Origin of the sequence: Limnobaculum allomyrinae (assembly GCF_016649425.1) — a bacterium.
Lineage (GTDB): Bacteria > Pseudomonadota > Gammaproteobacteria > Enterobacterales > Enterobacteriaceae > Limnobaculum > Limnobaculum allomyrinae.
In genome coordinates this window covers 22,431-36,609 of the sequence record NZ_JADRCR010000008.1, presented here as the reverse complement: position 1 = coordinate 36,609, position 14,179 = coordinate 22,431, and the positions used below count along the sequence as shown (strand labels likewise).

Here is a 14,179-nt window from a genome sequence, read left to right as displayed (position 1 = left end):
AATAAGCATAGGGGCGATGCTCCTCGCCCCATTTACACCACTATTTAATCTCCAACCTCACCGGCGTCGCCCCAATCGCATGCCACTCTGGCTTATACATGGATTCTACCTGCGGAGCAGGAACACTATAGGTACCCGGTGTTACCGCACGAACCAGATACAACAACGTTACTGGATTGCTCTTCGAGCCATCCACTTTAACCGCTGCAACATAACGGTCATCACGGTATTCCTGATACTTGATTTCAGCGCTTTGCATCTTGGTTTGTAGCGCCATCAATTCTCCGGCACTTTCACTCAGGCTGGCACTACTGCTACCCAGATTTTGGTTTTCCAGTTCAAAACCCGCAGGTAACAGATCGACTACCAGCGCATCATTCACCTGATTGTCGGCCCACAGGTTCAAATGCACCACTAACAGCTGACCACTGTTAACGTGATCAAGTGAAGCGGTAGAGCCATCCAGATTGAGGAAGTTACGTTCAATATGCAGGCGATTACTCACTGGAGTCGGCTGTTTCAACGGATAACCGGTAATATCAATGCGTGGATATACCGTTACGCTACCGCTGTTAGTCAGATTGATACCTTTTGCCAGTTGGGTTGCATCATACAGGGAAGAAATTGACTTGGTTTCTTCATAGTCTTTACTTTCAACACCTGAGACTTCCACTTCCCATTCTGCTGATTCACGTTTAGGTAAATCACGCCCCGCCAGATAAACCGCATTACGTTCTTGCGTTGACAGATAACGGTTGGAAACCAGCGCATCTGACAGTGACATTAATGCACTATCCTGCTGCTGAGGTAACAGGTGGTACTCATTCAATAGCACCAGAATCAAGGCATTATCGCGCAGGTCACTACCATAGTCGCCTAACCAAGTGTTACGGTTAGCTCCACCCATTGCGGTCCCTTGCTGGATCAATTGAGTGGCTTTTGGCATATCCCCCATCAATTGCAGAGCAACGCCTAACTGAACCAGTGGTAAACCAGACATTGCCTCGCTACGACGTTCATACAGCTGCCGTAACGCCCCTAATGGTGCCTGTTGCTGACGAGCCAGTACCAGTCCGGCATAAGCCTGCACGCTAAACTTAGCGCCATTGGTCGCTGAAGCATTCGAAATATATTGAGGTTCGATCTGATTGCGATCCTGCAGATAACGTAACAGACGCTGATTAGCTTTATTCAACGCATCTTCACGTACTGAATAACCTTGCTCACGGGCACGAACCAGGAAGTCAGTAACGTATGCCGTTAACCAATATTCTTCACTGCCTTCACGCTCCCACAGAGAGAAGCTACCATTATCTTTCTGCATGCCTAACAGGCGCTCAATACCAACATCAATATTGCGACGACGCACATCATCACTGTCACTCTTAATGCCTAATGCAGCCAGTTGAGCCTGATTGCTATACAGCGATGGATACAATCCACTGGTGGTTTGCTCCAGACAGCCATACGGATAGGCAAACAGCTCACGAATATGCTGAGCCACATTTAACGGCGGTACCGCGGTTAATGACATCTGGCCTTCCACCGTTGGAGTGGATAGCCCCAGCAGTGCATCTTGTGGCAATGCCCAGCTTTCGCCGGCACGCAGTGTCATCGCATAGCTGTTAGTCTTCGCCGGAGTTGCAGGACGAACGCCCAGCGTCCAGTGACGTTCAAACGCCGTTGAAGGCTCGCCCGGTAATACCAGGCCATTCACCCGAACGGTAACATCCCCCTGACCAAAGCCATTTAATGCTTCAACCGGAATGCTCAACGTCTTACGCTGACCTTTAGTTAATTTAACCGTTTGCTGTGCAGCACCGGTTTGTTTCACCAGACCTTTGGTTTCAACGGTCACATTAAGAGACTGTTCACCATCGGTAAGATTACTGAGATCCAGCGCCAGAATACTGCGGTCACCACCGGCAATGAAGCGAGGCATAGACAGTTCCGCAATTAACGGTGCAGCAACGACCATTTTACGTTCTGCGCTGCCGAACTCTTCATCACTCCAGGCCTGAGCCATCAGTCTGAGTTCGCCGTTAAAGTCAGGGATCGGCATCTGAATTTCACCTTCACCCTTATCGTTCAGCACCACTGGCATAGCCTGTTGTGCAACGATTTTCACCACGGTAACCGGTTTTTTACCACCGCGAGCCAGAGCATCATCTTCACCGTCACCACCGAAGCTCAACTTGGCAGTTTTACCTTTCCCTTCAATTAACTGACCATAAATATCCATCTGGTCAACGCTATAGCGTTTACGACCAAAGAAAGCTTCGTAAGGGTCTGGGGTAACATAATTGGTAATGTTCAATACTCCGCTGTCTACTGCGGACATCAGAACGTTGATTGATTTAGGTAACTCGCCATTTTTGACAGACGCTTTTACTTTTACCGTCAGCGTTTGATTAGGACGCATACGCTCCGGAGCATCCAGCGCCAGAGTAATCTTACGGTTTTCATCCACCAGCGGCAGATGCAGCAACCCTACAGCACGTTTTGGCGTAGCCTGTATATTTTTATCACCAGGACGAACCACTAACGCGCTCAGGTAGAGATCGTGGCGATTCCAATCTTCATTAATTGGTACGTTAAAGTTAGCTCCGCCAACCGGCACTTCAATCTCTTGCCACCATAAAGGGCCATCGCTGGATTCCAGCATCAGATAGCCTTTACCGGCCGTTGGTGCTTCAACGTGCAGATTCACCTTCTCACCCGGACGGTAAGCAGGCTTATCCAGTTTCAATTTGACCTGATCCGGACGTAACGCACCGGTACCATCGGTATTATCCTGCCAGCTATAACCTGCCCAGAAACGCAGGCTGGTCACCATTCCACTATGAGGGTCTTCAACTTCCAGTCGATAAGAACCCCACTCCACCGGATAACTCACTTTAGCCACCTGATCGGCACCAATGGATATCGTTTCCTGATTAATAATCAAATCTTTTTGATCGTAACGAGAGCTCCAACCATCGCTGGAAGACCATTCCCAGTAATAATCACGACGCTCACGAACTAAACGCACATTCAGACCTTCTGCCGACAGTTTGTTACCTTTAGCATTGGCATAAACAATGTCGAAACCCGCTAAGCTGTCAGAGTCCACCATAAACTGAGGTTTATAGTTATTGGTTTTGTAATCGTAAACTTCTTTTTTGTTAAACAGCGGGCGGATACCTGGCATATTAGTGGCTGGCCAGATAGCCTGCTCGGCACGACGAGTAACAGGACGACCACCGGATTCCATCAGGCTGGCCTGAATAATTACCTTCATCGGTGACTTACTTTCAGCCCAGTCGCTCGGAACCGTTACACTGGTTAACCCTTCAGAATCTAACTTCAGGTCAAATTCATTGAGTGAACGGCTCAGATTGGTGTCCAGAACCGAACCAAATTCATAACCTGGTAATTTCGCTATCGCATCACGAGCCGGACGCAGGAACATTTGCCCTTGCAGGCGATTACCTGATGCTGGCGCACCATATAAATAACGGCCAGTAACATCAAAGGTTATTTCCTGAGAAGGAGAAACCGGTACATCTTCAACCGATTTCAGCTCCAGCGCCATGCGCTCAGGCAGGAAGTCTTCTACTTTAAACTTATAGAAACGGGGCTGTTTATCCCCTAAGTTGATACGTAATGACCATTCACCCGTTGCCGCATTATTAGGGATGTCATACATAAACTGATAGAAGCCGTTCTTTTTCGGCTGCCAGACAAAGCTGCGTGTCACCTGATTATCTGGTTTAAGCACATCCACTTTTACCGGTTGGTCAGGCAGCTCTGCACCATCAGAATCGCGCAGTAAACCGTTCACAATCAGCGTTTCGCCCGGGCGATATAAATCGCGTGGGCCAAAGGTGAAGAATTGCGTTGCGAAGCCTTCTGGCCCGGCAATATCAAATTCCGACAGATCCAGCGCGGCTTTACTCAGATCGATTAAGCTGGTTTGCCCATCTTTAGTGGCCAGCATAATTTTTGCTTTATCATCTTTTATCAGTTGAGCGTGGCCATCAGATGAAGTTTTCGCTTGCGCCAGTGAGTTGCCTTTTTCGTCAAACAGCTCAACTTTAACCCCGGAAACGCCCTCACCACCTTCCAGCGCCTGGGTAAACACATCCAGACGATCGTGGTAACGGTGTAAAGAGATACCAATATCACTCAGGGTGAAAATTGTCACCGGATTACTGTATTGATAAGCACCCGCTTCCTGCATCATTGCCAGATAGACACCGGGCTGTTGCAGCTCTTTAATGCTATTTAACGGTAGCAATACTTGCTCACGGGTATTGCGCTGTGGGCTTAAGTCAAAACGACCGGTATAAGCCAAATCGACTTTTTTCAGAAATTCCTGAGATTCCCAATAGCTTTTTGCTCCCGTTCCTTCCCAGTCAGCCAGGAAGCCTGAAAGCATTTCCGGCTTAATGCGGTAAAAGTTAACGTCAACTTTATTCACGTTCAGGGCAATAACCGGAAGCCCGGTAATCACTTTACTTGGTAACAGAGAACCACGGCTGGCAAAGCCAATAGAAGGTTCAATATCACGGGTGGTTAACTTTTGCTGGAACTCTTTGTCCAGTTTCATTCCGTTAACACCACTCAGGTTTTTATTAACGGTCAGAATCAGCTTACGGGAAGGCTCCAGATGACGAAGACGTAGCTCCATCATATTGTCCGACATTTCCCATGCGCCATCGACTTTACCGCTGGCTTCATCCACCAGGTTCAATAGAGAGGCAAAATTCTGATTCGCTGCCAGTGGAATTGAAAAGGTCACCACCATCGCGCTGGCACCGTCCAGTTGAACTTCAGAGGCATCAAGGATAGTAAAGGACTTACCGGCATAACGAGACGCTTGCTGCTCTGCAGCTGGCGTAGCTTGTGGCGTTTCCGGTGCTGCATGGAGCGGTAAAGAAGCGAAGCCAAGACATGAGGCAAGAAGTAGCCCCCTCAGCCTCCAAAAATCAGAATTTCCCTGACGCATAAGCGATTCTCTCTGAGATAATGTAGATAAGTAAGTTAGCCGTAAATAAATATGATTCTGAAGAAATATTATACTAGTAAAGCATAACCCTAAAACTCATTAATCACTAAATCTCATCGCTAATGGTAATGGCGGATTAAATCGTCGCTTTAATCTGGCAAACCACGTTTGAGAATCAGTATGACTATAAAATGGCGGCTGGTTAACCATGCCTGTCACGATATTGTGAGTCGAAGTATCACTGGCAGATAAATGCGTAAGCTCGATGCCAACAGGTAACAATTGAGTAGCCAATACCTGAATATCATGCAAATGTTCATCGCTGGCTTTGCCATTACCACTGTCTAATAGCATCAAGAGCGACCAACGTTGGCCAAAACCTAATGAGGCAAAACCCAATCGGCAATATTGGATGTCACGGTGTTCTGCACAATACTGGTATAACGCTTTAGAAAATATGGTCGGCATATCATTAATATGAATACCCTGACTGGAATCCGCTGGTAATGGCTCATTACCCTGCTCTTCCAGTTGAAGACTCATGGTTAAAAAATCAAGAAGCTTATAATCAATCTGCTCAAAATTATCCGCATCACTAATCAAAATAACATCAATGCGCTGCTGCTGTGAAAATCCCATCAGCGTCACACCACGTACTTCGATATAGCTCCCAGCTTCAGGATCGTGAATCTCGGGTAACGATTCAGGTGGAACGCCGGGTTCACTCCCCAGATAAGCAAACAGGAAGGGTAATTCCGCATCATCCACATAATTAAGCCCAACATTCAGCAGGCCTTGATCTTTCTGAGCAGGGCTACTCTCATTCAATATCCATACCCGTTGATCATGAAATTCACGAGCAAACTGCAGGTATTTTTGTTCAGAATCGCTATTGTCAGCAGAATTTCTCAGTTGACGTAACGAATGAAGAATAGGGTAGTCCATAACCGAAACCTCCTTGTTAAGCCTTACAAACTCAAGATTGGTGAAGCATTATATAGGATGATAGAGAGTTTCATTGATTAAAAATACACTTAAATAATATTTACATCACACATTAATAATCCACAGTGACTTTCATAACATTAAAAGGTAGTTATAGAAAAATACTGATGGCAAATAGATAACCGCGATGTAAAAAAATAGGCTGCCTCTGATAGAAGAGTCAGCCCATTATTCAATCAGTCATCAATAACGCGGGTACCCAACCCGCGTTATCAACCTATTTCATTATGACTTTTGGCTTAATAGCAAGTTGGCAATTGTCCGAACACCTAACCCCGTTGCTCCTGCCGACCATTGATCCACTGCACCTTTACGGTAAGTTGCCGAACAGTCGATATGGATCCAACCCTGCTGATAATTTTTCACAAAGTGAGACAGAAAAGCAGCTGCGGTACTGGCACCTGCGGTATAGGCCGCACCTGCCATATTGTTTAGTTCCGCAAAGTTTGACGGCAATTGGCTACGGTGGAACTCCGCCAGCGGTAAACGCCAGAATGGTTCATTTTCGCTATTAGCGCTGCTCAACATCTCGTTTGCCAGCGCATCGTCAAAGCTAAACAGCGCATGATAGTCATTTCCTAACGCCATTTTGGCTGCACCGGTCAGAGTGGCGCAATCAATAATCATCTGCGGATTTTGTGCTTCAGCATCGATCAGGCCATCCGCTAACACCAAACGCCCTTCTGCATCGGTATTCATCACTTCAACGGTTTTACCATTGCGATAACGGATAATATCACCCAGTTTGAAAGCATTACCGCTTACCAGGTTATCGGCACAGCACAGGAACAGTTTTACCCGCTGTTTCAAACCACGGCTAATCGCTAACGCCAGCGCACCGGCGATAGTTGCCGCGCCGCCCATATCGGACTTCATAGAGTCCATAAAAGCGCTTTGTTTCATGCTGTAACCACCGGAGTCAAAGGTGATACCTTTACCTACCAGACTGGCAAATACCGGTGCATCCGGATTACCGGTTGGATTGTAATCCAGAGCCAGCAGAGCAGGCTCACGCTCGGAACCACGGCCTACGGTATACAGTCCCATATAGTTCTGCTCACGCAGTGCTTCACCTTTAACAATGCGATAGTTCACCGCGTCACAGGAAATATCACAGAACAAATCAACCGTGCGCTTAACCAGTTGCTCCGGCCCCAGCTCTTCCGCTGGCATATTGATGGTGTCACGAACCCAGTCAATAATCTGTAAACGACGCGCCAGCTCTTGCTGTTCTTGCTGCTCCAGCGTCGCCCATTCAACTTTTCTTTCGCCTTTTGGCCCACGGAAGCCCTGCCAGAAACTCCAGCTGCGTTCCAAATCCCAGCCTTCTCCCGCCAGCTTCACTTTTTTAACGCCCTGACCGTCGATTTTACGGGCCGCACGTTGAATAGCGCCCAGCTTGCCATTTCCATGGAGATGAATAGTCATTCCTTCACTGTTGGTGCTTAACAGGGCTTTGTCACCCCAAACCGCATCAGCAGGTTCATGAGAAAGATAAACAGGCATAAATTGATTTGTCATTGTTATGGCTCCCGCTATTTTTATATTTACTTAAACCAAAAAAATAAGGCCCCCAAAGGCGGCCCCATTAATGATTACTATTCTGCTTCGTCCAGCCAGACTAGCAGGATCGCCTCAAGGATCTTTTCGTTTGAGGCGTTGGGATCGTCTTCAAAATCTTCTAACTCGCACACCCAACGATGTAAATCCGTGAAGCGTACCGTTTTCGGGTCGGTATCCGGAAACTGATCGTACAGCGCTTCGCCAATTTCCCGACTGTCTTTCCAGGTTAAACTCATCTTTTATATCCCGTTATTCATTAATGCTCGCGGGCATGGTTAACCGTATAGCGAGGAAGCTCAACCACCAGATCTTCATCGGTCACTTTTGCCTGACAGCTTAAACGGCTCTCCGGCTCCAGTCCCCAGGCTTTATCCAGCATATCGTCTTCCAACTCGCTGCTTTCTGCCAGAGAATCAAATCCTTCACGCACAATGCAGTGACAGGTGGTACAGGCACAGGACATTTCACAGGCATGTTCCACTTCGATACCGTTACGTAATGCGGCATCTAATATGGTTTCACCCTCTTTTGCTTCAACAACCGCCCCTTCCGGACATAAGTCCTGATGGGGCAGGAATACTATCTTAGGCATGCTTAAACCTCATCTACGGAATGACCCGCCAAAGCGCGGCGTATTGATGAATCCATACGGCGGGCGGCAAAATCTTGAGTTACAGAATCCAGTGTTTTGATGGACGCTTCTATTGTTGCAGTCTCATTACCCTGCATAGCAGTTTGTAGCTGGCTGATAGCACTATCTATTTCAGCTCGTTCAGTTTCAGTGAGCAGATCGCTATCGCTGTTCAAAGCGGCATTCAGGCTTTCCAGCACCCGGGCAGCCTCTACCTTTTGTTCTGCCAGCATACGTGCACTAACATCTTGTAGTGCATTGGTCATCGAGTCTTTAATCATGGTGGCGATTTCATCATCGCTCAGGCCATAAGAGGGTTTTACTTGGATCGATGCCTGCACGTTGGTGGATTTTTCCATCGCCGTCACACTAAGTAAACCATCCGCATCCACCTGATAGGTTACGCGAATATGCGCACCACCGGCCGGCATTGGCGGTAAGCCACGTAACGTAAAGCGAGCCAGAGAACGACAGTCATCAACCAATTCACGCTCACCCTGTAGCACATGAACCATCATCGCTGTCTGACCATCTTTAAAGGTGGTGAACTCTTGCGCTCTGGCTACCGGAATGGTGGTATTGCGTGGAATAATCTTTTCTACCAATCCGCCCATGGTTTCAATGCCCAGAGAAAGCGGAATCACATCTAACAATAAAATATCGGAATCTGGCTTATTACCAACCAGCACATCAGCCTGAATAGCAGCACCAATCGCTACAACCCGGTCAGGGTCAATACTGGTTAACGGGGTTCGACCAAAAAACTCACCCACTAAAGTACGCACCAATGGTACACGGGTGGAACCGCCGACCATAACGACTTCCAGGACTTCATCTGCGCTGACGCCAGCATCTTTCAGTGCACGGCGACAGGCCAATAATGTCTTTTTCACCAGCGAAGCAATCAGGTCGTCAAACTGTTCACGGGTAACCGTACCCTGCCAGCTACCGACCTTAACTTCAGCACTATGACTATCGCTAAGCGCTATTTTAGCCGCTATCGCTGCATCCAGTAACTGACGTTGAAGCTGATGGTCACTGTGAGCACCAAATCCAGCCTGTTCACGCAACCAGTCTGCCAGCAGATGGTCAAAATCATCACCACCCAGCGCAGAATCACCGCCGGTTGCCAGCACTTCAAACACGCCACGACTCAGGCGAAGAATAGAAATATCAAAGGTACCACCACCCAGATCGTAGACGGCGATAATCCCTTCCTGTCCTGAATCCAGGCCATAAGCAATGGCTGCCGCGGTTGGTTCATTTAACAGACGCAGCACATGCAATCCAGCCAGGCGAGCGGCATCTTTGGTACCCTGACGCTGAGCGTCATCAAAATAGGCAGGAACGGTAATTACCACACCGTCAAGATCGCCGCCTAATGTCTCCTGAGCACGTTTCGCCAGCGTTGTCAGAATCTCCGCAGAAACCTGAACCGGATTAACCATTCCACCTGCGGTAACAATAACCGGTAAGCCATTCTCACTGGCTTGCAGTTGGTAAGGCAGGTTTGGGTAGCGTTGAACGATATCGTTCAGTGAACGCCCCATCATTCGTTTCACCGAACTCAGGGTATTAGAAGGATCGGCAGCTGCCTGAGCGCGTGCGCTCCAGCCAACATCCGTTCCTTCATGTTGATAATGCACTACGGAAGGCAGTAAATGGCGACCTTGATCGTCGGGTAACGTTTCGGCTTGCCCACTGCGGACAGTGGCAACCAGAGAGTTAGTGGTACCTAAGTCGATACCCGCTGCGAGCCGACGCTGATGGGGTGCTGCCGTCATCCCCGGTTCGCTAATTTGTAATAAAGCCATGTTCAGTTTCCGTCAGGCGTCGAATAACTTCTCTTCCAGTTGTTCGACCTGCTGTTGAAGCTTATCCAGAAAACTCAGTTTACGTACGGTATCTGCCGCACTCTTCCAGTTCTGGCTATCCAATTCTTGTTTTAGTTGTTCACTGCGCTGCCGGGTCATTTTTTCTACTCGTTGGCTAAAGGCAGACAGTGCTGATTCGGTCTCTTTCTGACTGGTATTACGGTGTTCAATACCGTCCAGCTCTTCACGCAGCTCCAGTTGTTCCATCAGGAACACCGTATCATGCATGGTTTGCTGTTCATTTCTTACATCTATCCCGTTAAGAGACAGCAGGTATTCTGCACGACGCAGCGGATCTTTCAACGTTTGATAAGCATCATTTATTGTTGCCGCTTGCTGAACTGACTGGAGACGTTCGCTCTCAGAGGCCGTAGCATAACGATCGGGATGGTATTGGCGTTGTAATTCCTGATAGCGGGATGAGAGCGATGAAGTATCCACCACATAGTGGACCGGCAGGTTAAATAGTGTGAAATAGTCCATGACGTGCTCTGATGATATAGGTTAGGCGAAAACTCCCTTACCGGCTATCAGCAAGGGAGCACTTTTCAAAGTCGACATTTTCGAATGCTGTATTTAATCTACAAACGTTACGATAGCAGACTAGACGTTAAAACTTTCGCCACAACCACATTCACTTGAAATGTTCGGGTTATTAAACTTAAACCCTTCATTCAGGCCTTCTTTAACAAAATCCAGCTCGGTGCCGTCCAGATAGACCAGACTTTTTGCATCTACAATTACCTTCACGCCCTTGTCTTCAAATACCGTATCTTCATCGTGTAATTCGTCAACAAATTCGAGAACATACGCCATTCCAGAACAGCCCGACGTTCTTACCCCCAGACGAAGGCCTACGCCTTTGCCCCGATTAGATAAAAATGTCTGAACACGTTGTGCAGCGCTGTCGCTCATGGTAATCGCCATAACCAAACCTCAATCGTTTATTGCTTATTTATTACTATGTTTGTTTTTATAATCCGCAATGGCTGCTTTGATAGCATCTTCTGCCAAAATCGAGCAGTGAATTTTTACCGGCGGTAATGCCAGTTCTTCAGCAATTTCAGTGTTTTTAATTGCTTCGGCCTGATCTAAAGATTTACCTTTAACCCACTCGGTAATCAGGGAGCTGGAAGCAATCGCTGAACCACAGCCATAAGTTTTAAAACGGGCGTCTTCAATAATACCCTGATCGTTAACTTTAATCTGCAATTTCATTACGTCGCCACAGGCTGGCGCACCCACCATACCGCTACCAACGGTAGGGTCTTCATTATCAAATGAACCAACGTTACGAGGATTCTCGTAGTGTTCAATAACTTTTTCGCTGTAAGCCATGTTTATTACTCCTGCTGATTACCGCGCCCATCACTGCGGCGCGATATCAAATCAATTAATGATGAGACCACTCAATGGTACTGATATCCACGCCTTGTTTGAACATATCCCACAGTGGAGACAGGTCACGCAGACGGCCAATCGACTTCTTGACTAAATCAATGGTGTAATCGATCTCTTCTTCAGTAGTAAAACGTCCCAGAGAGAAGCGAATTGAGCTATGTGCCAATTCATCACTCATACCTAAAGCACGTAACACATAAGACGGCTCCAGGCTTGCAGAAGTACAGGCTGAACCGGAAGAAACGGCTAAATCTTTCAGAGCCATCATCAGAGATTCACCCTCAACGTAGTTAAAACTTACGTTAAGAATGCTGGCTACGCCTTGCTCCAGGCAGCCATTCAAGTGAACTTCTTCAATATCTTTCAGACCGTCCCACAGGCGATCGCGCAGTGCACGAAGGCGAGGAATTTCGGTATCCATCTCTTCTTTAGCAATGCGGTAAGCTTCACCCATCCCAACAATTTGGTGCACCGGTAAAGTACCAGAACGCATACCGCGCTCATGACCACCACCGTGCATTTGAGCTTCAATTCTTACCCGTGGTTTACGACGAACATATAAAGCACCAATACCTTTTGGCCCATAAATTTTATGGCCAGAGAAAGACATCAGGTCAACTTTAAGCTGGGACAGGTCAATCGGCAATTTACCCACGCTCTGGGTAGCATCCACATGGAAAATAATCCCGCGGCTACGGCACATTTCACCAATGGTGGCGATATCCTGAACCACGCCAATTTCGTTGTTCACGTGCATGATAGAAACCACACAGGTGTCATCACGCATGGCTGCTTCCAGCTCGCTTAAATCGATAATACCGTTAGCCTGTGGCGCTAAATAAGTTACTTCGTAACCTTCACGCTCCAGTTGACGGCAGGTATCCAGTACGGCTTTATGCTCCGTCTTACTGGTGATGATGTGCTTACCTTTCTTTTGGTAAAAGTTAGCTGCACCTTTAATCGCCAGGTTGTCCGCTTCTGTAGCACCAGAGGTAAAAACAATCTCGCGAGGATCGGCACCCACCAGTTCTGCAATCTGGTTACGGGCAATATCGACCGCCTCTTCTGCCTGCCAGCCAAAACGGTGAGAACGCGAGGCTGGGTTACCGAAAATGCCATCGAGGGTCAAATACTGCATCATCTTCTCGGCAACGCGCGGATCGACCGGTGTTGTTGCTGAGTAGTCCAGATAGATAGGTAATTTCATTCTTTGCTCCGTACACGACTTCTAAATAATGCAATCATCACTGCCAATTAAGCGCGCAGATTGATCTTTTTTGCCTCATCGAATGCACGATGAGTGCTGGTAACCGTACCTTGAGTTTCGTTATTTTGACGGTCGGCTACATCCAGAATTTCTTGATTCTTTACCAATTCAGACAGCGTAATCTCATTAAGAAAGCTGCTGATGCGTTCACTGAGATCGTGCCACAGTGTATGTGTCAGGCAACGCGTACCACTCTGGCATCCACCGCTTCCCATACAACGGGTCGCATCGACAGATTCATCAACGGCACTGATAACTGAACCAACGGCGATATCACCGGCATCTTTGCCCAGTAAATAGCCGCCACCAGGACCACGAACGCTGGTCACTAAACCATTCTTGCGCAAACGGGAGAACAATTGCTCAAGATAAGACAAAGAAATCCCCTGACGTTCGGAAATATCAGCTAAAGGGACCGGTCCTTCTTGTGAGTGCAAAGCCACGTCCAACATGGCTGTTACTGCATAGCGACCTTTTGATGTCAGTCTCATTGTTAATGCCCATCTGTTTGTGAAGATGCAGATAGTTTGGCATTCCCAACTATTTCAGTCAACTATTTAGTTGAGTAATTTAGTCAAGTATTATTGAGCCAGAAAAATGTCACCAAATCGAGATATGTCCGCTATTGTCGCCCGTATTGTAACAATTGAAAAGGTGTTAATTCAGGATTATTTCTGCCTATTTCTTGTATCGGGGTTTTCTATGGCACTTAAAATCCCGCGCAGAATGTTTAATTCCTGACTCTCAGGGCGAGCACGATTAATTAAGCGACGCAGTTTATTCATGACCTGCCCTGGGTGAGCTGCTCGAATAAAACCGATATTCAGCAGTGTCGATTCCAGATGCTGATAGAAACGCGCCAGATCTTCCGCCAGCGGATAAACTTCATCTTCCACTACCACCGGTTGTGGTTTGCCGCTTTCTTGCTGATCCAACCAGGCAACGCGAATTTCATAAGCCAGAATCTGTACTGCCATTGCCAGATTTAATGAGCTGTAATCCGGATTGGCAGGAATCGCTACGTGATAATGGCACTTTTGCAGTTCATCATTGGTGAGCCCAACACGTTCACGGCCAAACACTAACGCTACCGGTGCCTGAACAGATTCCTGACACATTTTGATTCCACATTCTCGCGGCTCCAGCATTGGCCACTGTAGGGTTCGGGAACGGGCGCTGGTTCCAACCACCAGACGGCATCCTTCTAATGCCTGATCCAGCGTATCCACAATAGTGGCATTACCGATAATATCGCTGGCGCCGGCAGCTAAAGCGATCGCCTGTGAGTCAGGTTTAACCAGTGGATTAACCAGATATAAGTTGGTCAAACCCATGGTTTTCATGGCTCTGGCGGTAGAACCCATGTTGCCGGTATGGGAGGTTTCGACCAGCACAATACGAATATTATCCAGTCCAATTTTCTCGGAGATAAGCTCTGACATAAAAAA

General features: G+C 47.5%; 12 protein-coding genes. All 12 read right to left on the bottom strand.

Features of this window, described 5'->3' with window-relative positions; genetic code table 11:
• Window positions 1–40: 40 nt before the first annotated feature.
• On the bottom strand, window positions 41–4,990 hold the full coding sequence (locus tag I2494_RS14575) for an alpha-2-macroglobulin family protein (RefSeq protein WP_218467623.1): 4,950 nt from the start codon (window positions 4,988–4,990) through the stop codon (window positions 41–43).
• 99 nt (window positions 4,991–5,089) lie between these two features.
• Window positions 5,090–5,935, bottom strand: a complete 846-nt coding sequence (locus tag I2494_RS14570; protein WP_218467622.1) for a hypothetical protein — start codon at window positions 5,933–5,935, stop codon at window positions 5,090–5,092.
• A 285-nt stretch (window positions 5,936–6,220) separates the two neighbouring features.
• On the bottom strand, window positions 6,221–7,516 hold the full coding sequence (pepB, locus tag I2494_RS14565) for an aminopeptidase PepB (protein ID WP_218467621.1): 1,296 nt from the start codon (window positions 7,514–7,516) through the stop codon (window positions 6,221–6,223).
• Between the two features lie 77 nt (window positions 7,517–7,593).
• Window positions 7,594–7,794, bottom strand: a complete 201-nt coding sequence (gene iscX, locus I2494_RS14560; protein WP_108901592.1) for a Fe-S cluster assembly protein IscX — start codon at window positions 7,792–7,794, stop codon at window positions 7,594–7,596.
• Window positions 7,795–7,814: 20 nt separating this feature from the next.
• Entirely contained in the window at window positions 7,815–8,150 is a 336-nt protein-coding gene (fdx, locus tag I2494_RS14555; RefSeq protein WP_130593009.1) for an ISC system 2Fe-2S type ferredoxin, read from the bottom strand.
• A gap of 2 nt (window positions 8,151–8,152) precedes the next feature.
• On the bottom strand, window positions 8,153–10,003 hold the full coding sequence (hscA, locus tag I2494_RS14550; RefSeq protein ID WP_218467620.1) for a Fe-S protein assembly chaperone HscA: 1,851 nt from the start codon (window positions 10,001–10,003) through the stop codon (window positions 8,153–8,155).
• 12 nt (window positions 10,004–10,015) lie between these two features.
• Window positions 10,016–10,546, bottom strand: coding sequence for a co-chaperone HscB (gene hscB, locus I2494_RS14545; RefSeq protein WP_140920040.1), 531 nt, complete (start codon window positions 10,544–10,546; stop codon window positions 10,016–10,018).
• Between the two features lie 120 nt (window positions 10,547–10,666).
• On the bottom strand, window positions 10,667–10,990 hold the full coding sequence (gene iscA / locus I2494_RS14540) for an iron-sulfur cluster assembly protein IscA (RefSeq protein WP_130593012.1): 324 nt from the start codon (window positions 10,988–10,990) through the stop codon (window positions 10,667–10,669).
• A gap of 24 nt (window positions 10,991–11,014) precedes the next feature.
• Complete coding sequence (gene iscU, locus I2494_RS14535) at window positions 11,015–11,401, bottom strand: Fe-S cluster assembly scaffold IscU (RefSeq protein ID WP_218467619.1); 387 nt, start codon at window positions 11,399–11,401, stop codon at window positions 11,015–11,017.
• A gap of 55 nt (window positions 11,402–11,456) precedes the next feature.
• Window positions 11,457–12,671: an IscS subfamily cysteine desulfurase gene (locus tag I2494_RS14530; protein WP_218467618.1), complete on the bottom strand. Its 1,215-nt coding sequence runs from the start codon at window positions 12,669–12,671 to the stop codon at window positions 11,457–11,459.
• 47 nt (window positions 12,672–12,718) lie between these two features.
• Window positions 12,719–13,222, bottom strand: coding sequence for a Fe-S cluster assembly transcriptional regulator IscR (iscR, locus tag I2494_RS14525; RefSeq protein WP_130593015.1), 504 nt, complete (start codon window positions 13,220–13,222; stop codon window positions 12,719–12,721).
• A gap of 177 nt (window positions 13,223–13,399) precedes the next feature.
• Complete coding sequence (gene trmJ / locus I2494_RS14520) at window positions 13,400–14,173, bottom strand: tRNA (cytosine(32)/uridine(32)-2'-O)-methyltransferase TrmJ (RefSeq protein ID WP_218467617.1); 774 nt, start codon at window positions 14,171–14,173, stop codon at window positions 13,400–13,402.
• Window positions 14,174–14,179: the final 6 nt, after the last annotated feature.